The following is a 24834-nucleotide window of genomic DNA, read 5'->3' as shown; positions in this document are numbered from 1 at the left end:
CCCGTGCGTCCGTACGTGCGCTTCCCGCGCCGGGCGGCCTGACATGCCGCGCGGGATTTCCGGATGCGTGCGGAATGCGTACCGCACGCCGATTCGCCGCGTCACAGGTTTCCGTGCGTGGCCCCCTTGTTCGGGTCCCGCCCTTCGGATTCCGCTGCTTACCAGGTCACTTCGGTGCCGGAGGAGCATAACCGATTCCCGGCGGAAGACCGTCCGTGCCAGGAGCAATACGGCGGTCATTCGACCCAATAGGTCGTTCCGGGGCTTCGGTCCCGGGAATTCCCGCAATGGGGTTTCCGCGTATTCCGGGGCGGGGTGGTGAAAGGTGTGGCGGCGGGGAACTCTCGCGTGGGTAACGCGCGTTGTCCGTACAGGATTTCCACAGGAAGGAGGGTGGCGCGCAGCGGTCCGTCCGCCGGCCCCCGATGGGCGGACGGTGGAGCGGTACGGGGTGCGTGCGGGCGGTGTTTTCCGGCCCGCCGCGGCCGGTCTCGCCCTCGCCCGCGCGTCCGTTACATGATCAAATGCAACGTATGAGCGATAGCGCGCGTGACTCCGTACTGGCCCCGCTCGACGCCCGCATGGCGGACCTCGAATCCCTCTACGAAGACCTCCACCGGCACCCCGAACTCGGCTTCCAGGAGACCCGTACCGCAGCCGAGGCCGCCCGCCGCCTGACCTCGTACGGCTACGAGGTCACCACCGGCATCGGCCGGACGGGCGTGACGGGCGTGCTGCGCAACGGCCCCGGCCCGGTCGTCCTGCTGCGGGCCGACATGGACGCCCTGCCCGTCACCGAGCGCAGCGGTCTGCCGTACGCCTCCGCCGTCCCCGGCGTCATGCACGCCTGCGGCCACGACGTGCACGTCACCTGCCTGGCGGGCGCCGCCGACCTGCTGGCGGCGGGCCGGGAGCACTGGTCCGGCACCCTGGTCGTGCTCTTCCAGCCCGCCGAGGAGGTCGGCGACGGGGCCCGGGCGATGATCGAGGACGGCTTGTTCGGGGCGGCGGCGGACGGCTCCGCTGCTACTTCTGATGCCGGTGCCGGTGCCGGTGCCGGTGCCGATGGGCAGGGGCGGGTGCCCACCCCCGACGTGGTGCTCGCCCAGCACGTCGCCCCGCTCGGCGCGGGCCTGATCACGTACGCCCCCGGCGCCTGTATGGCCGCCTCGGACAGCCTGAAGATCACCTTCCACGGGACCGGCGGCCACGGCTCCCGCCCCGAGACCGCCGTCGACCCGATCGTGATGGCCGCCGCCTTCGTCCAGCGGCTGCAGTCCGTCGTCGCCCGCGAGGTCGCTCCCAAGGACCGCGCCGTCGTCACCGTGGGCTCCTTCCAGGCCGGGGACGCGCCCAACGTCATCCCCGACCAGGCGGTGGTGCAGCTCAGCGTCCGTACCTTCGACGAGGACGTGCGCAGCCGGGTGCTGGCGGCCGTCGACCGCATCGCCAGAGCGGAGGCCACCGCGTCCGGCGCGGAGCGCGAGCCGGAGACCGAGGTGCTGAACACCTTCCCCGTCACCCGCAACGACGACCGCACGCTGGAGCAGGTCAACGCCGCCTTCACCGACCACTTCGGCGCCCAGCGCTTGTTCGGCTACGAACCGGCCGCCGGCAGCGAGGACGCCGGGCTGATCGCCACGGCCGCCGGCGCGCCGCTCTACTACTGGTGGCTGGGCGGCTGGGACCCGGACGAGTTCCGCGCCGCGATGGCCTCCGGACGCCTCGCCCAGGACATCCCCTCCAACCACTCGCCGCACTTCACCCCGGTCAAACAGCCCACCCTGACCATGGGCGTCCAGGCGCTCACCGTCGCCGCACTGAGCCACCTGGAGCCGGGCAGGTGACCTCCCGCGCGCCCAGACGTACATAGGCCCCCCCTGGACGACCAGCGCCACCAGGGCAGCGGGCCCCACGGCCCAAGGGAGCGCTCCCGCGACGGCGAGGGCGGCGCACAGGGGGACGGTGATCAGGGTGGGAAGGACGGAGGCGACGGCCAGGCGGGCGCGGGTACGGGCGCAGGTACGCGTACTGGGGTGGGGGTGGCGGGTCATGAACCGGCTCCTGTGGGACGGGGGCCGGCGGCACGCGCCTCGCGTGCCGCGTCGAGGTAATCCGCCAGCGCCACGTAGACGTCGGCCTCACCGGCTGCCTCTGACCCTGGCTCCATCCATGCCCCTGCCCTCGCCTCCGGGTTCGGCTGCGGCCCTGAATCCGGTTCCGCCACCGCCGCCTCCGTACGCCATGCCGTCCGCACCCCGGCGGACACCCCCGCGTCCCCGCCGCTGAACAGCACGCCCAGCTCGTCCATCCGCGCCACCAGATCCCGTACCCGTCGGTCGGTCGCCGGTACCCCGGCCGTGCGCAGCCGCTCCGCCCGGCGGTACAGCTCCGGCCACTCCACCCGCAGCAGGTAGTGCGCCGCCGGCCCAGCGCCGCGCCGCGCGCCGCGAGTACCTGGAGCTGGTCCGCGTCCAGATGGCGGCGCAGGGACTGGTCCGCGGACGGGCCGGTGCGGCCGATCGCCTCCAGTGCCGCCAGCAGGTCGGGTGTGCCCGGTGCCGTGCCAGCCGACAGCGACTCCTCCAGTCGCCGCAGTCGGCCACGCAGCGCTTCCAGCGCGGCCAGGGACTCCGCCACTTCCGACAGGTGGTCCCGTACGAGGCGCAGCGGATCGACGCCCGAGTCCAGGCAGACCGCGATGGTCTCCAGCCCCAGGCCCAGTCCGCGCAGGGCCAGTACCTGGTAGAGGCGTGCGGCGTCGTCCTCCGAGTACTCCCGGTGGCCGCCGGGTGTGCGGCGGGACGGGTTGAGCAGCCCGATGGTGTCCCAGTGGTGCAGGGTCCGGACGGTCAGCCCGCTCGCCTCGGCGAGCCGGCCGACCTTCCAGGTGGTGGCGTCGGTCATGTCTTTACGGTGCGACATCACGCGACGTCGGGTTCAAGTGCGGGGGTCAGGGGGCCACGATGCGGTCGACCGCGGCGTACACCAGCTCTTCGCGTTCGGCCTCCGAGAGGACGTCGGGCAGGGTGAGCTGTTCGACGATGAGCCAGTTGAAGGCCAGGTACAGCAGCCGGACGGCGGTCGCGTCGCCGGGCAGGCCGGATGCTTCGTGGTAGGCCACGTTGGCGTCGATGTCGGCGCGGACGCGCTCGGTCAGCACCGCGCGCAGCGCGGGGCGGCGGGTGGCTTCGAGGCGTAGTTCGAGCAGCGCCAGGTAGCCGGTACGGAACGAGCTGACCCGGCCGACCAGCTCGCGCATCAGCATGGCGTACGTCTCCCGGTCGGGCGTGGCCTGCCGCTGCCGCGCGATCGTCGCCTCGTCCGGCTGGAGGCGTTCGTAGACCCGGGCGCCCGCCTGGGTGAGCAGGTCGTCGCGGTTGGCGAAATAGTTGGAGGCGGTGCCAGGGGGCACGGCGGCCGCGTTGTCCACCGCGCGGAAGGTCAGGCCGCGGGCGCCTTCCCCGGCCAGCACCTCGATCGCGGCGTCGACGAGTGCCGCCCTCCGCCCGTCGTTCCTGCGGACCATTGACACCACTCCATTCGTAGTACTACGTTCTCACCACTTCACTTGGAGTACTATGGATGGAGTCGTCGGTATGCGCAAGCTGGTCTACTACGTCGCCGTCAGCCTGGACGGCCGTATCGCGGGCCCCGGCGGGGAGTTCGACTTCTATCCTGCGGGCGACGAGCAGCAGGCCGCCGCCTACAGCGCGTGGTGCAACGCCCGCTACCCGGAATTCGTGCCCACCGCGATGCGCGAGGCCCTCGGTCTCGCCGACACGCCCAACCGGCGCTTCGACACCGTACTGATGGGACTCGGCAGCTACCGCCCCGCGCTGGACGCGGGCATCACCAGCCCGTACGCGCACCTGCGCCAGTACGTGGTGTCGAGCACGCTCGCGCCGGACACCGACCCCGCCGTCACCGTGGTCCGCGCGGACCCGCAGGCGCTGGTCCGTGACGTGAAGGAGGAGGGCGGGGAAGGGCCGGGGCGGGACATCTGGCTGTGCGGCGGTGGGCGGCTCGCGGGTGCGCTGCTGCCCGAGATCGACGAACTGATCATCAAGAGCTATCCGGTGGTCGCCGGGGCCGGGATCTCCGTGTTCGACGGGGAGTTCGACCCGACCGTCTTCGACGTGACCGACCGGACCTCGTTCGACAACGGCGTCACGGTCACTCACTTCGCCAGGCGGTGACCGTCCCCGTCCCGCCCTTGACCTTGCCCCTGGGGGAAGACGCAGCCTCAGGTCTGCGGGGCCGACCCCGCATGAGGAGGGTGCACGGGTGCGCGACGACACGGGGCCGGGCCTGGGGCCGCAAGCGGCGGCCGGGACGGGTGAGACGGGTGGCGGGGGAGCGGGGCGACTGCTGAGCATCGGAGCGTTCACCAGGGCGGCGCGGCTTTCGCCGAAGGCGCTGCGGCTCTACGGCGAACTGGGGCTGCTGCCACCCGCCCACGTCGATCCCGTCAACGGCTACCGGCGCTACGCGCGCGCCCAGTTGGAGCGCGCCCGGCTGGTCGCCTGGTCGCGCCGGCTCGGTATGCCACTGGCCCGCATCCGGGACGTGTGCGAGCTGGCCGCGGGACCAGCCGCCGAAGCGGTGTCGGCCTACTGGGCGGAGACCGAGGCGGACACCGCCGCCCGCCGCGAACTGGCGGCCTTCCTCGTCGACCACCTGAAGAGGAAGGACGCGGCCATGACGGGCATGTCCACGGCCGCTCCGAGGCCCGGACGCCGACCGCTACCGCTCGGCATCCGCTACGCGGCCCTCTCGGGCACCGGGCTGGTCGGGGAGAGCAACCAGGACACCGCCTACGCGGGCGACCGGCTGCTGGCCGCGGCCGACGGCTTCGGTGGTGCCGGGGCGTCCGCCGGGTCCGCGGCCGTCGAGGCGCTGCGCGGCCTGGAGAGTTTCGACGGCGGGACGTTGCGCCCCGGCGACCTGCTCGACGTACTGGCGGACGCGGCCGGGCAGGCCAACCGTTCCGTACGGGGTGTCGTGACGGCCGCGGACGCGGACCACGCCGGCACCACGCTGACCGCCCTGCTCTGGACCGGCTCCCACCTGGCCCGTGCACGTGGGCGACTCGCGACCGCTACCTGCTCTGCTCGGACGGCCTGTCCGCGGTGGTGCCCTCCGACGCCGTAGGGGAGGTGCTCGGCGCGGCTCCCGGCCCCGGCCGGGCGGTACAGGACCTGGTGGCGCTGGCGTACGAGGCCGGGGCGCCGGACAACGTGAGCTGTGTGGTGGCGGATGTGGTCACGGATGTGCCGATGGGCGGAAGCGCGGATGTGCCGGTGGGTGAGGGCACGGATGTGTCGATGGGTAGGGGTACGGGCGTGCTGACGGATGGGGGTACGGACGTGTCGGCCCCCACGTAGCGCCAAGGGCCGCGAGTATCGTCCGACGACGTCTCCGATTCCGTACCTGCTGCTGGAGCCCCCGTGAACGATCCGGAAGCGCACGAACCGGCCGCCGACGAAGCGCACGAACCGGCCGCCGACGGACTCCGTTTCGTTGGAAAGCACGAGCGGAAGGCGCTGATCGAGGCCGCTCTGCGGGTCGTCGCGCGGGACGGTGCGGCGGGCGTCACCCACCGCACCGTCGCCGACGAGGCACAGCTGCCCACCGCGGCCGCCGCATCCGCCTTCGAGAGCGCCGACGCGCTGCTCACGGCCGCGCTGACCAGTGCGATGGAGCAGGAGACCGAACGGGTGCGGCAGCTCACCGCCGCGCCCGTCGAAGGACCGGGCGCGGCGGGCGGGCGCGGCGACAAGCGGCGGATGCTGGCGCGCCTGACGGCCGGGTCGCTGGAGGACCGGGGGCTGCTGCTCGCCGAGTTCGAACTGTGCCTGCTGGCCACCCGCCGCCCCGAACTGCGCGGCCACACCCGCCGCTGGTCCGAAGCGCTCGCCGACTTCGCCCGCCTCCACACGCGGGACCCGATGCGCGTCGCGCTCTTCACCCGCGCCTACGAAGGGTTGCGCCTCCAAGCCCTGCTGGCCGACGAACCGCCTGCCGCCGAAGAGTTCGAGGCGATGCTGTGGGAGCTGCTGCCGGACGAGGGGTAGGCCCCCCGCTCAGGCCAGGCCCTTGAGCATCCCCTTGAAGTACAGCTGCGGCAGCCCGTACCGCTTCAGGAACCACATGTCGGTGCGCTCCTTCGTCGTGTCGATGAACGGGATGGAGGGCGCCGGTTCCAGGTCGTAGTCGAACTCGGCGAGCAGCATCTTGTGGCGCGCGGTGACCAAGGGGCAGGAGGTGTAACCGTCGTAGCGGGCGGTGGCGGGCCGGCCGCGCAGTCCGGCCCGCAGGTTGGCGACGACGACCGGGGCCTGCTTGCGGATCGCCGCGCCCGTCTTGGACGTCGGCAGGTTCGCGACGTCACCGATCGCGAACACCTCGGGGAAGTCGGGGTGCTGGAGCGTTTCCCGGTCGGCCTTGGCGTAGCCGAAGGGCGAGGCCGGGTCGGCGAGCGGACTGTCGGCCACCCACTGCGGCGCGCGCTGCGGCGGCACGGCGTGCAGCAGGTCGTAGCGGATCGTTTCCTTGGCGCCGGTCGCGTGGTCGACGATCTCCGCCTCCCGCGTGGCACCGTCCACCTGCGTCAGCTCCGACTGGAGCCGCACCTCGATGCCGTACCGCCGCGCCGTCTCCTGGAGCGCCCGGTCGAAGACCGGCACCTTGAACATGGCGGGCTCGGGCAGCACCAGGATCGTACGGATACGGCCCAGCAGCCCCCGCTTGCGCCAGTAGTCGGCGGCCAGGTACGCGATCTTCTGCGGGGCGCCGCCGCACTTCACCGGCCCGGACGGCATCGTGAACAGCGCCGTACCGCGCTGGGTGCGCCGGATGAAGTCCCAGGTCAGCGGCGCGAGATCGGGGCGGTAGTTGCTGGAGACGCCGCCGTGGCCGAGGGCCTGCGTCAGCCCCGGTATGCCTCCCCAGTCCAGGCTCAGCCCGGGGGCGAGCACCAGCCGGTCGTACGAGACCGTCCGCCCGGAGGCGGTGCCCACCGTACGCGCGGCCGGGTCGACGGAGACGGCGGTCTCGCGCAGCCACCGCACACCGGGCGGCATGACCTCCGCCTCCGTACGCAGGGCCGCCCGCAGCGGCGCCTGACCGCCGCCGACCAGCGTCCAGAGCGGCTGGTACCAGTGCGTCTCGGACGGCTCCAGCACCGCGATGTCACGCAGTCCGGCGCGGCGCAGCCGGGCGGCCACGGTGATGCCCGCGGTGCCGCCGCCGATGATGACGACCTGGTGGTGCGTCGAGGCGGAAGTCATGGTTCTTTCCTCCTGAGGTCGAGCTGGGATCGGGGACTGGATGAGGGGGATCGGGGGCCGGGGGCCCGGTGACGGGGGCAGGGGGCCGGATGAGGGGGATCGGGGGCCGGGCCGCCATGGTTCGGTCGTGGCCCGGTCACAAGCGGGGGATGCTGGTCACCGCCATCGACACGGCGAGCACCGTGACCAGCGACGCGAACGCCGTGGACAGGGCCTGTGGCCGCAGCCGGGCGGCGAGCCGGTTGCCGAGCCAGCTGCCGAGCGCGGCGCAGGCGGCGAAGGAGGCCAGCAGCGGCCAGTCCAGGCCGCCCGCCCCGGCCCGGGTGGCGAACGCCGTACCGGAGTTGACGAGGATGACCAGGAGCGACGTACCGATGGCGACCGGCATCTCCAGGCCGAGGACGAGGGTCAGCGCCGGCACGACGACGAAACCGCCGCCGACACCGAAGAAGCCGGTCAGCAGGCCGACGGCGGTCGCGGTGACACCGATGCGCAGCGCGGCGGCCAGGCGGGGGGCGGGGCGTGCGGCGAGCGGCGGGCCGGAGGCGGTGGGAGACGCAGGGGACGTGGCGGCCGCGCGCGCGGAAGTCTTTTCCCGTTCGCGCCATACCCGTACGAGCATCACCGCCGCCACCGCCAGCATCAGCCCGGCGAACGCCGTCATCAGGACGGTCGGGTTCAGCGACGCGCTCCAACGGGAGCCCAGGAACGTACCGGCAGTGCCCAGCCCGCCGAACGCCGCCCCCGCCCCCAGCGGACCCGGCCCGCACGGGCATGGCAGGCCAGTCCGGACGCCGCGCCGATCCCGACCACCACCAGCGCACCCGCCGTGGCCTCGTGCGGGGACTGGTGCAGCAGGTAGACCAGCGCCGGTACGGCGAGGATCGAACCGCCGCCGCCGAGCGCGCCCAGCAGCAGCCCGATGACCAGCCCGCAGGGCAGCGCCGCCCAGGCTAGAAGCGGCATCGCCGGGGGCGGGTCGTCGGCGGCACCGGCCGCGTCGCGGTGTGCGGTGCGGGCCGCGTCGCGGTGAGTGGTGCGTGCCGCGTCGCGGTGAGTGGTGCGGGTCCGGCCGTCATGACGGACACGAGGCGCGGGGCGCCAGTTCGACCGCGTGGCTGTCGCTCGACCACTCGGCGACGAAGGCGAAACGGTCACCGCGTACGACGGTCTCGCGCCACTCCACCGGCCGCTCCCCGGAACGCCCCAGCCGCTCGATGGCGAACGCGGGCTCACGGTCGGCCAGTCCCAGCAGCCACGCCTGCCGGATGTCGGGCAGGAAAGGGTGGATGCGTTCCCGGCCGCCGGTGACCTTGATCCCGCAGCGCTGCTGCAACTCGCCGTACAACGAGGTGTGCCGGAAGTCGGCGTCGAGCAGCGGCTCGGCCACCTCGGCGGGCAGGTACGTGGTGTCGTGGGCGAGCGGTTCGCCGTCGGCCAGCCGGAGCCGTTCCAGTACGACCAGCGGCGCGTCCGGGACGAGTCCGAGCTGGTCGGCGACCGGGCCGTCCGCCGTCCGCTCCAGCCGCAGCACCTCGCTGCGCTGCTCCACGCCCTGGCCCTCCAGCTCGCGGAAAAGGCTGTAGAGCGAGCCGAGCGGCTGCTGTATGCGCCGGGTGTTCAGACGGCTGGCGCGCCCGCGTTCGGCGATCACCAGACCGTCCGCGCGCAGCTTGCGCAGCGCCTCGCGCACGGTGTGCCGGCTGACCTCGTACTCCCCGGTGAGCCGGTGCTCGGCCGGGAACTCCTCGGCGAACTCGTCCGCCTCCATACGGCGCCGCAGGTCCTCGGAGAGCTGGGCCCACAGGGGCAGCGGGGAGCGCCGGTCCAGGGGACGCGGGCCCGGGGGGTGTTCGGTCATGAGGGCGCCTCCGGGGGGTGCGAGGGGTGTGAGGTGTTCGAGGTGTTCGAGGGATGCGAGAGCTGCGAGAAGTTCGATGGGTATGGGTGGTACGGGCGGTACGGGTTTTGCGAGAGGTAGGGGAAGTCAGGGCGGTTCGAGCGAGCGGTACGGGTGGGGCGTTCCGTCTTGTCACCCACCTCCGTACCGGCCCCCAACTTGTCGGCGCCGACGGCGCATGCCTAATGTACGTACATCCGTGCATCCGCACAACACACTCCCCGCGGGGCTCGTGACGGCGGGCCCGCAGGACCACGGAGGTCGACCGTGCATTTCGCGCAGTACTACCTCGACTGCCTCTCCCAGGCGTCGTACCTGATCGGCGACAAGACCACCGGACGTGCCGTCCTCGTCGACCCACGCCGCGACATCGACGACTACCTGCGCGACGCGGAGGCGGCCGGACTGCGCATCGAACTGATCATCGAGACGCACTTCCACGCCGATTTCCTCTCCGGACACCTCGAACTGGCCCGCGCCACCGGCGCCACCATCGCCTTCGGCGAGGCCGCCGAGACCGGCTACCCGATACGGCGGCTGCGCGACGGCGAACGTATCCACCTGGGTGGCGGATCGGACGACGGATCGGGCGGTGAAACGGGTGGCAGAACGGGCGGTGGAACGGGCGACGGACCGGAGCCCTCCGGCGTGACCCTCACCGTCCTCGCCACCCCCGGCCACACCCCGGAATCCATCTGTCTCGTCGTCCACGAACACCCGGAGGCGGCGGAACCGTACGGTGTCCTGACCGGCGACACGCTCTTCGTCGGCGACGTGGGGCGCCCCGACCTGCTCGCCACGGCCGGGCTGACGCCGCAGGACATGGCGGGCCGCCTCTACCGCTCCCTGCACGGCAAACTGCTCACCCTCCCGGACGCCACCCGCGTCTTCCCCGCCCACGGCGCCGGCTCGGCCTGCGGCCGCAACCTCTCCACCGAGACCACCTCCACCATCGGCGACCAGCGCCGCCACAACTACGCCCTGCAACCCATGCCGGAGGCCGAGTTCATACGCCTGGTCACAGCCGGACAGCCCGCCACCCCCGGCTACTTCGCGCACGACGCCGCCCTCAACCGCGACGGCCACCCGCTCCTGGACGCCGCGCCACCCGCCGCGCTCACCCTCGACGAGGCGCTCGCCGCCTGCCGGGACACCGGCGCGGTCCTCCTGGACAGCCGCCCGCTCGCCGCCTACACCGCGGCGCACTTCACCGGCTCGCTGCACATCAGCCTGGACACCCGGTTCGCCGAGTACACGGGCAGCGTGGTGGCGCCCGGCACGCCGATCGTCCTCGTCAGCGACCCCGGTACGGAGGCCGAGGCACGCCTCCGCCTGGCCCGCATCGGTTACGACCACGTCCTCGGGCACGTACCCGACCCGGCCGCCGAACTCGCCCGCCACCCCGAGCTGGTGTCCCGCAGCCGCCGCCTGCCGCCCGGTGACGTGCCGGCCGAGGGCGTCCAGCTGATCGACGTCCGCAACCCCGCCGAGTACGAGGCGGGCGCCCTGCCGGGCTCCCGCAATCTGCCCCTCGCGAGCCTTCCCGCCAGCTGCGCGACGCTGGACGCCGACCGTCCGGTGGTCCTCTACTGCCGCAGCGGCGGCCGCTCCGTGATCGCCGCCGCGCTGCTGGAGGCGCGCGGCTTCCGGGACGTACGGGACGTCATCGGGGGCTACGAGGCGGCCGCGGCCACCTGCGGCTGACGTGCCGCGGGATGCGCCGGTCCCGCCGGGTGTGCGGGTTCCGCCGGCCCCGCGGGGCATGCCGGTCCTGCCGGTCCTGCCGGTTCCGCCGGTTTCGCGACAGGAGGGCCAGGCAGGCGGCCGCGCACCCGGCCGAGACCAGGCACAGCGCGCCGTCCGGATCCGGGCCGGCCGGCGCGAGGCTCAGCCCGGCCGTCACCGTGATCGCGCACTTGGTCAGCCCGGACGCCTCGCCCGCCCGGTCCGGCCGGACCACGGCCTGGGTGGCCGTCAGCGTCAGGGCCCCGGCCACACCGAGCGAGCCCGCGGCCACGGTGGCCACCGTGAGGAGGACGGCCGTTGCCGATGCCGCCGCCGCTGAGGCCGTTGCTGCTGACGGCATCGCTGCCAAGGCGGCAGCGGCGAGGCCGAGGCAGGCGGCCATCACGGGTTCGGCGGCCGCCGTGGGCACCCGTCCGGCCACCGGCCCTGCCGCCGCCATCGCGGCTGCCGGTACGAGGAAGGCCGTTCCCGCACCCAGTACGGACATCCCCAGCACCTCCTGGAGCAGGAACGGAACCACGAAGAGCAGCACCACGGTCGCCGCGTTCGCCACCGCACCGGCCGAAGTGAGCGCGACGTAAGGCGCGTTACGGAAGAGATCGAGGTCGATCAGCGGCGCGCGCGACCGGCGCTCGGCCCGTACGAACACCACACCGAGCCCCAAAGCGCCCGCCGCCCACCCGCACGCCTGCCACCACACCCCCACGCTCTCGACAGCCATCGCCAGACACACCGGCACCCCGGTCCCCACGGCCATCGATCCCCACCGACCTCGACCACCCCGTAAGCCCCAGAAGCCCCGGAAACCCCAGACACTCCGGACGTCCTTGCCCCGATTCAGACGAGCCACCACGCCGCCCCGAGGCCTCGCCACCTCACGAACCTCCACCGCCTCACGAACCTCCACCACGTCCCGAACCTCCACCTCCCCTCGAACCTCCACCGCCCTCCGGGCGCACAGCATCCCCACCCCCGCCGCGCACAACGGCACATTCACCCAGAACACGGCCCGCCAGGACAGCTCCTGGGCCAGCACCCCGCCCACGAACGGCCCGCAGGCCGTGGCCAGACCGGCCAGCCCCAGGGCGTACCCCGTCGCGACGCGCGCCCGCCCCGGCGGGAAGGAACGTGTCAGCAGGGCCAGCCCCACCGGCATGACCAGCGCACCGCCCGCCCCTTGCAGCACCCGGAACACCACCAGTAACGCCAACGAGGGCGCCACCGCGCACCCCGCCGACGTTCCCCCGAACAGCGCGAGCCCGACCAACAGCAGCCGCCGCCTCCCGTACAGATCTCCCAGCCGCCCGGCAGCCGGCATCAGCGCCCCGGCCGCCAGCAGGTAGCCGCTGATCACCCACGGTCCGGCCGCCGCGGAGGCGTGCAGGTCCCGGCGGAGCCCCGGCAACGCCATGTTCAGCGCGAAGGCGTCCAGCTGCACACAGAACCCCCCGACGGCCACGGCCACCACAGCCCGCCACCGACACCGCCCCACCGCCCGGGCATCACCCGCACGAAGCAGCTCTTCATTCCCCTCAGACATCGGACACACCGATCCACCTCTCACGCCACGCGGCTCGGCGCGGCGCACTACGTACGGACGAGGAAGGTGAAAGGCGGGGGATTGGGTGTGCCGGAGACGGGGCAGAGACGTGGGGGTGCCGTACGGGCGCCTACGGTTTCTCACGAACACGTCGCTTGAAGGGCACGAGAAGCGACGCCTTCCGGGGCGTCGCGAAAACGGCGGCTACGGGGCACGGGACGTGCCGTACAGCGGACGTTCAGCAGTTGTTGATCGCTGATCTTCAAGCTGGTCCACATGTTGCGCCGTGTGATCTCCGAGCATGAGGAAACGACCCGGGAAACGCAAGAGCCCCCGGCGTCCCCGCCCCCGATGGCCCTCACCTGGCACGGTGAGCCGGGACGTCACGAGGAGCTGACCCACACCATGCTCATGGGCCAGGCCAAGCGGGCGGCCGCTGCGCTGGCCCGGCTCGGCGTACGGGCCGGCGACCCGGTGGCGGTCCACCTGCCGCTGGTGCCGGAGTCCGTCATCGCCACCCTCGCCTGCGGCCGGCTCGACGCCGTCCGTACGACGCTGCCGGTCTACCTGACCGTCCCGGAACTCGCCGAGGCGGCCCGCGCATCCGGCGCCAAGGTGATCATCACCGCGGACGCGGCGTTCTGGGACGGCGCGGTACGCCCGGTCAAGCCCGTACTGGACCGCGCCCTGCGCCGCGACTGCGCGTGGGTACGCTCCGTCCTGGTCGTCAACCGCACCAGCCGCCCGGTCTCCTGGACAGCGGGCCGCGACCACTGGTGGCACGAGGCCCTCGCCACCCGCTGACGCCCGGCCCGGCCGACCCGCTACTCCAAGGGCTGCCGCCCCACCGGTACCCACGCGTACCCGGCCCGCGCGTCGCTCCGGCCGTTCTCGTCGCTCTCGCCGAACGTCGTGACCGAGAACCCGCCTGCCTCCGCCACGCGCCCCTGGAGCGCGAGCCGCCCCTCGACGTCGTGCGCGAACCGGTTCCAGTGGTGCACGAGACAGAACGCGCGCCGGCCCACCACCTGACGCCCCAACACGCCGACCAGCGCCCCCAACTCGGGCCGCTCACCCCCCAACGCCGCGTCCCCGAGATCCACCCACCACCCGGCAACCTCCCACCCCTGCCGCTCGGCATAGGTGCGACACCCGGCCAAGCGCATCTCCAACATCGCATGCGACCGCGTGGCACAACGGTCGTAGACGAAGGCGAGCGGGGGTGTGGTGGGCATGGCGGTTCCCCTTACGTGCGTCGTGCCTTTCGGTGGTACGGCACGACCGTAGGAGCGCCCGCCGGGCAGCGGGGGCACTGATTGTGTCCCTTGCCCCGCATCCTTCATCCTCAGGCGGCGAGCAGGCCGATCTTGTGGGCCAGTTCGGATGCCCGGCGACGACGGGACGGAATCTTCGACTCGGTTTCCTCCAGCACGATCCTCTTCGCGTAGCCGTTGTATCGGACAGTTTCGGGAGCGGCGGCGTACGCCTGGCCGAGCGTGGCCAGCGCTACGTCCCCCGCTTGTCGAGCTGGTAGCCGCGGGCCTGCTCGATGCGGTGCCGGGCTCGTCGCGGCCGGGAGAAGATGCATCCGGCCTCGGCCTGTTCCGCCTGCCGGACGGCCTCGGTGCCGGAGTGCAGTTCGACCGCGACGGTCACCGCATGGGCCCCCATGATGCCGCGGGAGAACGAGGTCACCGGGTGGAAGTAGTCCGCAGGCAGCCGCTCGGCCACCTCACGGGCGATGTCCCAGTAGCGCCATGCCGTGCCCGTGTCCCCGCGCCGGGCCGCCGTGTACCCGACCTCGAACTGCAGGGCCCCGGCGATGGCGCGTACATCATCGGTCGCGTCCGGCAGCAGGGGAGCCAGGTAACGGAGCGTTGCCAGGTTCACCTCGTCGGCAGCGTCGTAGTGCCGTGGGCCGGCGTCCCGGTACGCCTGCCCGGTGAGCCAGGCTGCGATGCCGATCGCGTGGGGGTCCTCGGACTCCTGTGCCGCGATCACACCGCGTTCCACGACGCGCCATAGGAGCGCGGCGTCCGGCTGGTAGGCGACGAAGAACTGGCTGAGGCTGTAGACCTCCGAGAGGAGGCCCTGGGCGGTACGTCGTTCGGCAGCCGAGTCGGCCTGGCGCACGGCGAGCTGGGCATCGCGGATGAGGTCCGGAAGCAGTCCGCCGATGACATCCCTGTGGTGCGGCGCGGCATGCCGGGCCGACCAGGCATGGGCCAACCGCGACCGCAAGTGCGCCGCTGAAGGAGCGGCCCGGTCCGCCTCGAAGGGGAACTGGTTCACCGCCGCGGCGACCGCAGGCAGCAGTCGGTGCCCAGGACCGGCGAACAGGCCGACCCGTACCGACCCGGACCCGGTGAGTTCCGCAAGATCGCGAACCCGCAGTGCCTCGGCCACTCGTAGGGCCATGTCCAACCCGGGCGTCTTCAACTGCCCGTTCTCCACCCGCTTCACCCACGACTCGGACATGCCGATGAGTCCCGCGAGCACCCCACGTGTCATCCCGCGACGCTGCCGCAGGATCTGCATCCGCTGGCCGAAGACCAGGGGAGCTGGGGCGGAGTCGGGAATGGCACCTTCTTGAGACACGGTCTGGCCCCTCTCTGAAGAGTCCGGCACGGCTCAGAGTAGAGGGGAGGGGGCGGTAGCGTGCCGGGCTTGGACGACACCTGTGAGTACGGCGGCCGTACCCTGGAGGAGTGAGTACGCCCCCGAACCCCGGCCCGAGGCCGACGCGGAGCCGCAGGAGATCCCGGCGCCGCAGGAGACCGCGGAGACCGAGGAGGCCGCGGAGACCGCGGCACCTTCCGAGCAGTCCCCGCAGGTCCCCAAGACCCCGCCGTCCCCGCGGCCCGCGGCACACGCGGCGCTGATTTTCGACGACCCGCTGAGCCGGCGGTCGTCGGACGACACCGACCGTGGCTGGGGCGAGCGCCCGAGCCGTACGGACAGCGCCGCCGACCTCGCGCGCTTCCTCGACGAAAAGCCGCCCCACCACCTCTGACCGAGGCGCCGGGACGGCTTCGTGGGACCGTGGTCGGTCGTGGCGTCCGTTACTGCGTCTTCTGCGTGACGACCGAGCCGGTGCCGCCATGTCCGGACGAGTTCGTGGACGAACCGGACAGCGAGCCGTTGCGCTGCGCCACGAGCGCGTCGCGGATCTCCATCAGCAGCTCGACCTCGGTCGGGTCCGCCGGGCCATTGTCCACCGGCTTCTTGGCGTCCTGGCGGGCCTTCCACTTGTTCATCGGCAGGATCATGAGGAAGTACACGACCGCGGCCGTGATCAGGAACGTCAGGACGGCGCTGAGCACCGAGCCCCACAGGATGTAGATCCCGTCCGTGTAGTCGCCGGTCTTGGCGTTCGTGGAGCAGGTGGTGAGGCAGGCCTTGTAGTGGTCGAGGTTCTGCGAGCCCAGCGCACCGACGATCGGGTTGATCACGCCCTTGACCACGGCGTTCACGATGTTCGTGAACGCGGCTCCGACGACCACGGCCACCGCGAGCTCGATCACGTTGCCGCGCATCAGGAATTCCTTGAACCCTGACAGTACGCCCGTCTTCCCGCTCACCTGAAAGCCTCTTTCCACACTCACTACGATCCGTGCAACGAACAGCACCGCAACCTACGGCAGGGCAGGGCGAGGCTGTCCAATCCCATGACCTGAACCGGTGAGCGGACAGAGCGTCCGTACGGATCGGCGCCGCGTCCCGGCCGACCGGGGGAGAGCCTTCCCCACGGCACGCCGAACGCACCCCGCCACTCTCGCCAGTGTCGCGCGCATATCGGGCAAAGGCCACTCGATCTTCGCCGGGCGCGGTCCGGGCCGTCATGACCGCCCCCAGCCTGGGTGGCTCCCGGGCGCCGGGGCGGCACAGGCGCCCGAAGAGCCCGAGGCGCGGCCCTCGCCGCTCTGGTGGGCCGTGGCGGTCAAGGCCGCCGCGGTCATCGCCAGCCCCGCCGTCACGGTGTGCCGACGGCGCCGTACGGCCCGGCGCAACCGGTGACGCCCGCCCCGCGCCCGTACGGGAGTGAAGTGCGCAACCTCACACGGCGGAGGGAGGGGGAGGGGAGGGGTGAGATGGAGGTCGAGGTCGAGGTCGTGGGGCACGGTAACCACCGCCTGAGGTGCCGGAATCGGTGCGGACGCGTTCCACGGTGCCGGACTTCGCCGGAGCCCGCTCGGCCCTGTGGACAACGGCCATCGACGCGCACGGGCCGACGTTTGCTACCCGCTGGTTGTGGAGAAAACGGTCACCCTCACGGGCCTCCCCAGCTCTCACGAGCCCCCTCCACCCCTCACGAACCGACTTCGCCCCTCACGGCAACGGGATTCCCAGTTCCCAGCCCGCGTGCGCGTCCGCGCACGCGCAGGTCCGTTCCGCCGTCGCCGGCAGCGCGCCCACCGCGTCGAACAGCACCTCGCGCAGCCGCCCGACGTTCCGCCCGAAGACCTCCAGCACCTCCTCGTGCGAGACGCCCTCGCCCGTCTCCGTACCCGCGTCCAGGTCCGTGACCAGCGACAACGACGTGTAGCAGAGGGCCAGCTCACGGGCCAGCACCGCTTCCGGGTGGCCGGTCATGCCGACCACCGACCAGCCCTGCGCCGCGTGCCACCGCGACTCCGCGCGGGTCGAGAAGCGCGGCCCTTCGATGACCACGAGCGTGCCGCCCTCCACCGGCTCCCACGCACGGCCCCGGGCCGCCGCGGCCACCGTCGCGCGGCCGACCGGGCAGTACGGATCGGCGAACGACAGGTGCACCACGTTCGGCACACTGCCGTCGGGCAGCGGCACCCCGTCCAAGTACGTCTGCGTCCTGGCCTTCGTACGGTCCACGAGCTGGTCCGGCACGAGCAGCGTCCCCGGCCCGTACTCCGGGCGCAGCCCGCCCACCGCGCACGGGCCGAGCACCTGCCGCACGCCGACGGACCGCAGCGCCCACAGGTTGGCGCGGTAGTTGATGCGGTGCGGCGGCAGGTGGTGCTTGCGGCCGTGCCGGGGCAGGAAGGCGACGGCGCGTCCGGCCACCTCGCCGAGGAAGAGGGAGTCGCTGGGAGCGCCGTAGGGGGTGTCGACCGTGATCTCCGTCACGTCGTCCAGGAACGAGTAGAAGCCGGACCCGCCGATGACCCCGATCTCCGCGTCAGCCATGCGAGCACATTAGCCGCGGGGAGGGGGCGTGAGGAGAGGGCCTCGGGGGGTGAGGGGGCTCCAGGAGGGGCGGGAGGGGCGGGAGGTGTGTCCTGGAACGCCGGAAGCCCCGCCGTCGGTGACGGCGGGGCTTCCGCGGAGAGATGTCCCGTACGGGCGCGTACGGGGCCGGAGCCTCGCTCAGGCGGCCGAGGCCTTGGGCGTCGAGCTGGAGCCCGTACCCGAAGAGCTCGACGAGCCGGCGGACGACTTCGACTCGCCGCCCGAGGACGACGAGGAAGACGACGAGGACCCGGAGTCCGAGGACGACGAGGAGCCCGACGACGAGGACGAGCTCGACGCGGGGGTGCTGCTGGACGACGAGCCGCGGCTGTCGTTCCGGTAGAACCCGGAGCCCTTGAACACGATGCCGACCGCGGAGAACACCTTCTTGAGGCGTCCGTTGCAGGCGGGGCACTCGGTGAGCGCGTCGTCGGTGAACTTCTGCACCGCCTCGAGGCCCTCGCCGCACGCGGTGCACTGATACTGGTAGGTCGGCACTGTGACTTCCTCCTGGCACTCTCACTCAATGAGTGCTAACGACGCTCCATAGTGCAGTATTCCGGCCCGTCAGTCCACTGTTACCGGCGAGCGGTGACCGACCCCACGTCCGACGACCAGTGTGTCGGCCCGCGGCACCAGGTGTCCCCGGAACGCCGCGAGCACCACCAGCGCCAGGCCCGTACCGCACAGCGGCACCAGGAATCCGGCATGCGGACCGAAGTGGTCCGCCAGCAGGCCGGCGACGGTCGACGCCGCGGCCTGGCCCAGACCGACCGCGCCGGTCAGCCAGGTGAACGCCTCGGTACGGGCGGAGGCCGGGACCAGCGAGTCCACCAGCGTGTAGCCGGTGATCAGCGCCGGGGCGATGCAGAGCCCCACCAGCAGGCCCACCGCGCCCATCAGTGGCGCCACGCTCACCGCCCACAGCGGGGTGGTCAGCAGCGTCAGCAGCGCGTACCCGGTCAGCAGGCGGCGCCGGGGGCCGATCTTCCAGGAGATCGCGCCGCACACGATGCCGGCCAGCATGTTGCCCGCCGCGAAGACCCCGTACAGCAGGCCGTTGATGCCGGGCTGCCCGATGTCCTCGGCGAAGGCCGTGAGGGAGACCTGCATGCCGCCGAAGACCGTGCCGATGCCGAAGAGCCCCGCGATCAGGACCCGCAGCCCCGGCACCGACAGCGCCGAGACGCGCTTGGCGGAGCTGTCGTCCGACCGGTGCACCGGCGGCTGGCTGCGCCGCTGCGCCGCGAAGAGCAGGCCGCCGACCAGCGTCAGGACGCCCTCGGCGACCAGACCGGCCGCCGGGTGGATGCCGGTGCACAGCGCGGTCGCCAGCACCGAGCCGACGACGAAGGTGAACTCGTCGGTCACCGACTCGAAGGCGGTGGACGTCGGCATCAGGGGGTACCGGTCAGCTTGGCGGCCCACCGGGAGCGCACCATGGGGCCGATCTGCGGCGTCGAGGCGCCGGTCGGTACGGCGATGACCAGCAGCGCCCACAGCGGAGCGTGCGACAGCGCCAGCGTGATCATCGCGGCGACCGCCGCCGCGTGCACCAGTACGCCGGGTACGAGCACCGCGCGCTGCCCGAACCGGTCCGCCAGCTTGCCGCTCTGCGGGGCGAACAGCGCCATCGAGACGCCGGTGACCGCCGAGACGACACCGGCGGTGCCGTACGAGCCGGTGGTGTGCTGGACGAGCAGCAGGATGCTGAACGTCAGCATCGCGAAGGGCTGGCGGGCCAGGAAGCCCGGCAGCAGGAACGCCCACGCCCCCGGGGTGCGCAGCAGCTGCCCGTAACCGGGACGGACGTCCTTGACCGGGGGCTGCTGGGTGGGAGCGGTCCCGTCCTGGGCTGCCTCGCCCCGGACGTCCTTGCCCGCGTTGTCCTTGACCGCGGATGCCACGGCCGAGCCTTTCTACCGCCTGGTAGCGCGCTGCCCGCGAGGTTGTCACGGGGTGCGCGCCGAGAGCTGTCCTCTCGCGCAGGACCGAGTGATACCGCGTGGTCCGCACCGGGGAGGTGGCTGCGTGTGGCAGGGGACCGCGGCCGCCGAGCGGTCGCGCCAGCTCTGCGTCAGGCAGAGTTGGTTCCTTTGATTGCCCTGCCATAGTACAGGCCGATACGCGGGAAGCCCTGGCATCGGCCAGGGCTTCCCGCACATTTCGCGCCGTCCCGCTCGGCGTGCCGGGAGGCACCGTTCCGCTCACCGCGCCGGGACATGCCGTCCCGCTCACCGCGTCGGTCGCGCCGTCCCGCTCGCCGCGCCTGGGCGTGCCGTCCCGCTCACCGCGCCGGAGTGGGCGGCGGTCGGCCTTCCGTCCGGCCGTCCGGATGCCGGCCGACCTGCCCGGCCTTGCCCTCCGGCCGGTCCCCGGACCGGTCGCCCGGCCGCACCCCCGCCTTCTTGACGGGCCGCCGCCCGCCCGGCGTGCCCGGCGCCAGCCAGCCGGCCAGCTTGCCGTGCTGGGAGACCGCCTGGAGCCGGTTCTCGACCGCGTCCCGTACCGGGTCCGTGGCCACGACCAGCAGGTCGTCGCCGCGGCGCAGCACGGTCGTGGGCGACGGTACGAAGCTGGTCCCGTCCCGTACGACGAGGGTGACCGCGGCCCCCGGAGGCAGCCGCAGTTCGCTGATCTCCACGCCGTGCATCCGCGACTTCGCGCTGATCGTGGTGGACAGCAGATGGCCGCGCAGCCGCTCCAGCGGCGCCGACTCGATGCCCAGGTCGGCGGCCTCCTCGTCGTCGCCCAGGCGCAGTTTCCTGGCCAGCCAGGGCAGCGTCGGGCCCTGGATCAGCGTGTAGACGACGACCAGGATGAAGACGATGTTGAAGACCCGGTCGCTGCCGGGCACGCCGCCCACCATGGGGATGGTGGCCAGCACGATCGGTACGGCGCCGCGCAGCCCGGCCCAGGACAGCAGCGCCTTCTCGCGCCAGGGCACCTTGAAGGGCAGCAGGCCCAGGAACACGGAGGTCGGCCGGGCCACGATCGTCAGGATCAGGCCGATGACCAGCGCCGGAACCGCGTCGTCGAACAGCGTGTGCGGGGTGACCAGCAGGCCGAGCAGTACGAACATGCCGATCTGGCCGATCCAGCCGAGGCCTTCGGCGAAGCCGCGGGTGGCGGCCGAGTGCGGCAGTTTCGCGTTGCCGAGGATCAGCGCGGCGATGTAGACGGCGAGGAAGCCGGAGCCGTGCGCCAGCGCGCCGGCCGCGTAGGCGGAGACGGCGATGGCCATCACCGCGATCGGGTACAGACCGGACGCGGGCAGCGCGACGTGCCGCATCCCGTACGCGCCCAGCCAGCCGACGGCCATGCCTATGGCCGCGCCGATCGCCAGTTCCAGGGCGATCTCGCCGATCAGCGTGTACCAGTGCTCCACCGGGCCGGCGGTGGAGAACGCGACGACGAGGATGACCACGGGGGCGTCGTTGAAGCCGGACTCGGCCTCCAGGACGCCGGTCAGCCGGGCGGGCAGCGGCACGTTGCGCAGGACGGAGAAGACCGCCGCCGCGTCCGTGGAGGAGACCACCGCGCCGATGAGCAGCGCCTGGCGCCAGTCCAGGCCGACGAGATAGTGGGCGCCGGCCGCGGTGACCCCCACGCTCACCGCGACACCGAACGTGGACAGCAGCGCGGCTCTGGGCAGCGCGGGTCTGATCTCTTTCCACTTCGTGCCGAGGCCGCCCTCGGCCAGGATCACGACCAGGGCGGTGTAGCCCAGTATCTGGGTCAGCTCGGCGTTGTCGAAGACGACACCGCCGAATCCGTCCTGCCCTATGGCGATGCCTATCCCCAGATAGATGAGCAGGCTGGGCAGTCCGCTGCGGGAGGAGACGCGTACCGCTGCCACCGCGACGAGCAGGACGAGGGCGCAGATCAGCAGGAGTTCGTTGAGGCGGTCGACAGTCAGGACTGGTCCTTCCTCGTGGCGGGCCGGTCAGGCACGGGAACGGGCACAGGGCTGTGGATCGGGCGGGCTTTCCTTACCGTATCTAGTTACTGAGGCTAACAATTTACCATTGCTTGAATCTTGGAGGTGCCGGCGGCTACACCGCGTAGGGCTCGGCGGACCCGTGCGCCTATGGTTGCTCCAGCACTCCCACCCTGCCCCTCGAAGGACAGAGATGCCCGCCAACAAGTCCGCCCCCGCCCCTGACAAGGCTGCGAAGAAGCCGAAGAAGAAGGGGCGGCGCGGCCGCCTCGTCGCGATCACGGTCGTGCTTCTGCTCGTGGCGGGCATCGGCTACGGCGCGTACTGGGGCGTGAGTACCGTCCGCGCCTCGTACCCGCAGACCACCGGCTCCCTGAAGCTGGCCGGCCTGACCGCACCCGTCGACGTCGCCCGCGACGGCAACGGCATTCCGCAGATCTACGCCGACACCGACGAGGACCTCTTCCGCGCCCAGGGCTTCGTACAGGCCCAGGACCGCTTCTGGGAGATGGACGTACGCCGTCACATGACGGCCGGCCGCCTCTCGGAGATGTTCGGCCAGAGCCAGGTCGACACCGACGCCTTCCTGCGCACGCTCGGCTGGCACGACGTCGCACAGCGGGAGTACGACACCAAGCTCTCCCCGGAGACGAAGAAGTACCTCCAGGCGTACTCGGACGGCGTCAACGCCTACCTCAAGGAACACGAGGGCTCGGCGCTCTCCCTGGAGTACGCGGCGCTCGGCTTCCAGAACGACTACAAGCCGCAGAAGTGGACCCCGGTCGACTCGGTGGCCTGGCTCAAGGCGATGGCCTGGGACCTGCGCGGCAACATGCAGGACGAGATCGACCGCGCCCTGCTGACCAGCCGCTTCAGCCCGACGCAGATCGACCAGCTCTACCCGAAGTACCCGGCGAAGCGGAACCGGCCGATCGTTGACGGCGGCGCCGTCAACCCGGTCACCAAGGACTTCGACGCCAAGGCGACGCCGAGCGGCGGGCTGCAGAACAACTCGGGGACGGGTACGGGGGCCGGCGCCGGTACGGGCACGGGTTCCGGCACCGGTACGGGTGCGGGGAACGGCTCCGGTACGCGTACGGGGCAGGGAACCGGTAACGGGACGGGCACCGGCAACGGGACGGGTACGGGCAACGGTGCCGGTACGGGCAACGGTGCCGGTACGGGAACCGGCTCGGGCACCGGAACCGGAACCAACTCCGCCTCCGCCGCCACTCAGGGCGTGCAGACCCAGCTCTCCTCGGTCTCCAAGTCCCTGGAGAAGATCCCGGCCCTGCTCGGCCCCAACGGCAACGGCATCGGCTCGAACTCCTGGGTCGTCTCCGGCGCCCACACCACCACCGGCAAGCCGCTGCTCGCCAACGACCCGCACCTGGCCCCCCAGATGCCGTCCCTCTGGTACCAGATGGGCCTGCACTGCCGCACCACCAGCGCCAAGTGCAACTACGACGTCTCGGGCTACACCTTCTCCGGGATGCCCGGCGTGGTCATCGGCCACAACCAGGACATCTCCTGGGGCATGACCAACCTGGGCGCCGACGTCACCGACCTGTACCTGGAGAAGATCAGCGCCAACGGGTACCTGTCGAACAACACGGTCAAGCCGTACAAGACCCGTAAGGAGACCATCAAGGTCGCCGGCGGCGCGGACCGCGAGATCACGGTCCGCTCCACCGACAACGGCCCGCTGATCTCCGACCGCGACGACGAGATGACCAAGGTCGGCAAGCACGCCCCGGTCGGCAACGCGGCACCCGACCGCGGCGACGGCTACGGCATCTCGCTGCGCTGGACCGCCCTGGACCCGGGCAGGTCGATGGACGCGGTCTTCGAGCTGAACCGCGCCAAGAACTGGACGGACTTCCGTAAGGCCGCCTCGCACTTCGAGGTGCCCTCGCAGAACCTGATCTACGCCGACACCAAGGGCAACATCGGCTACCAGGCGCCCGGCCGGATCCCGGTACGCGGCAAGGGCTACGACGGCACGCTGCCCGCCCCCGGCTGGGACCCGAAGGCCCGCTGGGACAGCTACGTGCCCCAGAAGGCGCTGCCCAACGAGTACAACCCGGCGCGCGGCTACATCGTCACCGCCAACCAGGCCGTCGTCGACCCGGACAAGTACCCGTATCTGCTGACCAAGGACTGGGGCTACGGCGCCCGCAGCCAGCGGATCAACGACCTCATCCAGTCGAAGATCAAGGACGGCGGCAAGGTCTCCACGGACGACATGCAGACCATGCAGATGGACAACAGCAACGAGATCGCCAAGCTGCTGACGCCCTACCTACTGAAGATCGACGTGGGCGACGCGTACGTCCGTGAGGCGCAGAAGCTGCTGGAGGGCTGGGACTACACCCAGGAGCCCGACTCGGCCGCCGCCGCGTACTTCAACGCGGTCTGGCGCAACACCCTCAAGCTGGCCTTCGGCAACAAGATGCCCAAGGAGCTGCGGGTCGACGGGCAGTGCCTCAACGTCCGCCCGGCCGACGACACCGGCCCGGCCGACGACCAGGACAAGCTGGTGCGCGAGTGCGGCCAGCGCGCCCCCGACCAGGCGCAGCCCGACGGCGGCGACCGCTGGTACGAGGTCGTCCGGAACATCATCGACGACCCGAAGAACGACTGGTGGAAGACGGAGTCCCGGCCCGGCCGCGTCCTCGACGCCAACCGCGACCAGCTCCTGGAGCACGCCATGCGGGACGCCCGCTACGAGCTGACCAGCAAGCTCGGCAAGAACGTCGACAACTGGAGCTGGGGCCGCCTGCACCAGATGTTCCTGAAGAACCAGACGCTGGGCACCAGCGGCCCGGGCCTCCTCCAGGACCTGTTCAACCGCGGCCCCTGGAACGTGGGCGGCGGCGAGGCGGCCGTCAACGCCACCGGCTGGAACGCGGCCGGCGGCTACGAGGTCACCTGGGTCCCGTCGATGCGGATGGTCGTCAACCTGGCCGACTTGGACAAGTCGCGGTGGATCAACCTGACGGGCGCCTCCGGGCACGCGTACAGCGCGCACTACTACGACCAGACGGACAAGTGGGCCAAGGGCGAACTGCTCCCGTGGGCCTACTCCGAGAAGGCCGTCAAGGCCGCGGCCAAGGACACGCTGACGCTGTCGCCGTGACGGATGCCGTGACGGGGTGCTGACCCCGTAGGCCGGGCGGGCTCGAATGCATTCGAGCCCGCCCGGCCTCGT

Annotated in this window: 18 protein-coding genes and 5 pseudogenes; 9 read left to right on the top strand and 14 right to left on the bottom strand. The window is 71.9% G+C overall.

The features are described from left to right. Positions 1–533 precede the first annotated feature (533 nt). Entirely contained in the window at positions 534–1847 is a 1314-nt protein-coding gene (locus ACEXOX_RS21085; protein WP_406522498.1) for a M20/M25/M40 family metallo-hydrolase, read from the top strand. A gap of 203 nt (positions 1848–2050) precedes the next feature. Here ACEXOX_RS21085 and ACEXOX_RS21080 read toward each other — a convergent pair whose 3' ends face one another. The 3 genes and pseudogenes from ACEXOX_RS21080 to ACEXOX_RS21070 form a co-directional block, all read right to left on the bottom strand. Continuing rightward, positions 2051–2404 (bottom strand): hypothetical protein, encoded by a 354-nt coding sequence (locus ACEXOX_RS21080; RefSeq protein ID WP_406526693.1) that lies wholly within the window; start codon positions 2402–2404, stop codon positions 2051–2053. Positions 2405–2745: 341 nt separating this feature from the next. Further along, a pseudogene (locus tag ACEXOX_RS21075) lies at positions 2746–2907 on the bottom strand (MerR family DNA-binding transcriptional regulator); the annotation flags it as partial. A gap of 46 nt (positions 2908–2953) precedes the next feature. Then, positions 2954–3529: a TetR/AcrR family transcriptional regulator gene (locus tag ACEXOX_RS21070; RefSeq protein ID WP_406522497.1), complete on the bottom strand. Its 576-nt coding sequence runs from the start codon at positions 3527–3529 to the stop codon at positions 2954–2956. A gap of 70 nt (positions 3530–3599) precedes the next feature. On the opposite strand from ACEXOX_RS21070, the gene ACEXOX_RS21065 reads away from it, so the two are divergent. The 3 genes and pseudogenes from ACEXOX_RS21065 (at position 3600) to ACEXOX_RS21055 (ending at position 6077) form a co-directional block, all read left to right on the top strand. After that, positions 3600–4199, top strand: coding sequence for a dihydrofolate reductase family protein (locus tag ACEXOX_RS21065; RefSeq protein WP_406522495.1), 600 nt, complete (start codon positions 3600–3602; stop codon positions 4197–4199). A gap of 169 nt (positions 4200–4368) precedes the next feature. Beyond that, positions 4369–5387: pseudogene (locus tag ACEXOX_RS21060) on the top strand (MerR family transcriptional regulator). Between the two features lie 63 nt (positions 5388–5450). After that, the gene (locus ACEXOX_RS21055) at positions 5451–6077 is read left to right on the top strand and encodes a TetR/AcrR family transcriptional regulator (RefSeq protein ID WP_406522494.1); all 627 of its coding nucleotides are present in this window, start codon (positions 5451–5453) and stop codon (positions 6075–6077) included. A 9-nt stretch (positions 6078–6086) separates the two neighbouring features. Here the strand turns inward: ACEXOX_RS21055 and ACEXOX_RS21050 are convergent, their stop codons facing one another. The 3 genes and pseudogenes from ACEXOX_RS21050 to ACEXOX_RS21040 all read right to left on the bottom strand — a co-directional run bounded on the left by ACEXOX_RS21050 (position 6087) and on the right by ACEXOX_RS21040 (position 9153). Beyond that, positions 6087–7292 (bottom strand): FAD-dependent oxidoreductase, encoded by a 1206-nt coding sequence (locus ACEXOX_RS21050; RefSeq protein ID WP_406522493.1) that lies wholly within the window; start codon positions 7290–7292, stop codon positions 6087–6089. A gap of 136 nt (positions 7293–7428) precedes the next feature. Beyond that, positions 7429–8258: pseudogene (locus tag ACEXOX_RS21045) on the bottom strand (sulfite exporter TauE/SafE family protein). Positions 8259–8367: 109 nt separating this feature from the next. Next, the gene (locus tag ACEXOX_RS21040) at positions 8368–9153 is read right to left on the bottom strand and encodes a GntR family transcriptional regulator (protein ID WP_030024294.1); all 786 of its coding nucleotides are present in this window, start codon (positions 9151–9153) and stop codon (positions 8368–8370) included. A 306-nt stretch (positions 9154–9459) separates the two neighbouring features. Between ACEXOX_RS21040 and ACEXOX_RS21035 the strand changes: the two genes are divergently transcribed. After that, positions 9460–10896, top strand: a complete 1437-nt coding sequence (locus tag ACEXOX_RS21035) for a rhodanese-like domain-containing protein (protein WP_406522491.1) — start codon at positions 9460–9462, stop codon at positions 10894–10896. On the opposite strand, the gene ACEXOX_RS21030 is transcribed toward ACEXOX_RS21035, so the two are convergent. Then, the gene (locus ACEXOX_RS21030) at positions 10856–12376 is read right to left on the bottom strand and encodes an MFS transporter (RefSeq protein WP_406522490.1); all 1521 of its coding nucleotides are present in this window, start codon (positions 12374–12376) and stop codon (positions 10856–10858) included. The genes ACEXOX_RS21035 and ACEXOX_RS21030 overlap by 41 nt on opposite strands. A gap of 390 nt (positions 12377–12766) precedes the next feature. On the opposite strand from ACEXOX_RS21030, the gene ACEXOX_RS21025 reads away from it, so the two are divergent. Continuing rightward, positions 12767–13282: an AMP-binding protein gene (locus tag ACEXOX_RS21025; RefSeq protein WP_406522489.1), complete on the top strand. Its 516-nt coding sequence runs from the start codon at positions 12767–12769 to the stop codon at positions 13280–13282. Positions 13283–13302: 20 nt separating this feature from the next. Here ACEXOX_RS21025 and ACEXOX_RS21020 read toward each other — a convergent pair whose 3' ends face one another. Together ACEXOX_RS21020 and ACEXOX_RS21015 are read right to left on the bottom strand one after the other, a co-directional pair. Further along, entirely contained in the window at positions 13303–13713 is a 411-nt protein-coding gene (locus ACEXOX_RS21020) for a hypothetical protein (RefSeq protein ID WP_406522487.1), read from the bottom strand. Between the two features lie 110 nt (positions 13714–13823). After that, positions 13824–15016 (bottom strand): annotated as a pseudogene (locus ACEXOX_RS21015) (multiprotein-bridging factor 1 family protein). Between the two features lie 220 nt (positions 15017–15236). Here ACEXOX_RS21015 and ACEXOX_RS21010 point away from each other — a divergent pair. Next, positions 15237–15491 carry a hypothetical protein gene (locus ACEXOX_RS21010; protein WP_406526416.1) on the top strand — a complete coding sequence of 85 codons (255 nt, stop codon included), beginning with the start codon at positions 15237–15239 and terminating at the stop codon, positions 15489–15491. Positions 15492–15540: 49 nt separating this feature from the next. Here ACEXOX_RS21010 and mscL read toward each other — a convergent pair whose 3' ends face one another. Beyond that, on the bottom strand, positions 15541–16059 hold the full coding sequence (gene mscL / locus ACEXOX_RS21005; protein WP_406522486.1) for a large conductance mechanosensitive channel protein MscL: 519 nt from the start codon (positions 16057–16059) through the stop codon (positions 15541–15543). 100 nt (positions 16060–16159) lie between these two features. On the opposite strand from mscL, the gene ACEXOX_RS21000 reads away from it, so the two are divergent. Next, positions 16160–16495 carry a hypothetical protein gene (locus tag ACEXOX_RS21000; protein ID WP_406522484.1) on the top strand — a complete coding sequence of 112 codons (336 nt, stop codon included), beginning with the start codon at positions 16160–16162 and terminating at the stop codon, positions 16493–16495. Positions 16496–16807: 312 nt separating this feature from the next. Here the strand turns inward: ACEXOX_RS21000 and ACEXOX_RS20995 are convergent, their stop codons facing one another. From ACEXOX_RS20995 to ACEXOX_RS20980, 4 genes and pseudogenes are all read right to left on the bottom strand, one after another. Then, positions 16808–17641, bottom strand: coding sequence for an S-methyl-5'-thioadenosine phosphorylase (locus ACEXOX_RS20995; RefSeq protein ID WP_406522482.1), 834 nt, complete (start codon positions 17639–17641; stop codon positions 16808–16810). A gap of 180 nt (positions 17642–17821) precedes the next feature. Then, positions 17822–18181, bottom strand: coding sequence for an FmdB family zinc ribbon protein (locus tag ACEXOX_RS20990; protein ID WP_406522481.1), 360 nt, complete (start codon positions 18179–18181; stop codon positions 17822–17824). A 69-nt stretch (positions 18182–18250) separates the two neighbouring features. Beyond that, positions 18251–19470, bottom strand: a pseudogene (locus ACEXOX_RS20985) (MFS transporter). A gap of 500 nt (positions 19471–19970) precedes the next feature. After that, positions 19971–21542: a potassium/proton antiporter gene (locus ACEXOX_RS20980; protein WP_406522479.1), complete on the bottom strand. Its 1572-nt coding sequence runs from the start codon at positions 21540–21542 to the stop codon at positions 19971–19973. Between the two features lie 274 nt (positions 21543–21816). Here ACEXOX_RS20980 and ACEXOX_RS20975 point away from each other — a divergent pair, with 274 nt between their 5' ends. Further along, complete coding sequence (locus ACEXOX_RS20975) at positions 21817–24762, top strand: penicillin acylase family protein (RefSeq protein ID WP_406522477.1); 2946 nt, start codon at positions 21817–21819, stop codon at positions 24760–24762. Positions 24763–24834 lie beyond the last annotated feature (72 nt).

It is taken from the genome of Streptomyces sp. Ac-502 (assembly GCF_045222935.1).
Taxonomy (GTDB): Bacteria; Actinomycetota; Actinomycetes; order Streptomycetales; family Streptomycetaceae; genus Streptomyces; species Streptomyces monomycini.
This window is presented reverse-complemented; position numbering and strand designations above follow the sequence as displayed.

What these genes read in the sequence shown, in the direction of transcription:
- ACEXOX_RS21050 (WP_406522493.1), bottom strand. Translation starts at nt 7,292, where the DNA reads ATGACTTCCGCCTCGACGCACCACCAGGTCGTCATCATCGGCGGCGGC.
- ACEXOX_RS21040 (WP_030024294.1), bottom strand. Translation starts at nt 9,153, where the DNA reads ATGACCGAACACCCCCCGGGCCCGCGTCCCCTGGACCGGCGCTCCCCG.
- ACEXOX_RS20975 (WP_406522477.1), top strand. Translation starts at nt 21,817, where the DNA reads ATGCCCGCCAACAAGTCCGCCCCCGCCCCTGACAAGGCTGCGAAGAAG.
- ACEXOX_RS21085 (WP_406522498.1), top strand. Translation starts at nt 534, where the DNA reads ATGAGCGATAGCGCGCGTGACTCCGTACTGGCCCCGCTCGACGCCCGC.
- ACEXOX_RS21070 (WP_406522497.1), bottom strand. Translation starts at nt 3,529, where the DNA reads ATGGTCCGCAGGAACGACGGGCGGAGGGCGGCACTCGTCGACGCCGCG.
- ACEXOX_RS21020 (WP_406522487.1), bottom strand. Translation starts at nt 13,713, where the DNA reads ATGCCCACCACACCCCCGCTCGCCTTCGTCTACGACCGTTGTGCCACG.
- ACEXOX_RS20995 (WP_406522482.1), bottom strand. Translation starts at nt 17,641, where the DNA reads ATGGCTGACGCGGAGATCGGGGTCATCGGCGGGTCCGGCTTCTACTCG.
- ACEXOX_RS21065 (WP_406522495.1), top strand. Translation starts at nt 3,600, where the DNA reads ATGCGCAAGCTGGTCTACTACGTCGCCGTCAGCCTGGACGGCCGTATC.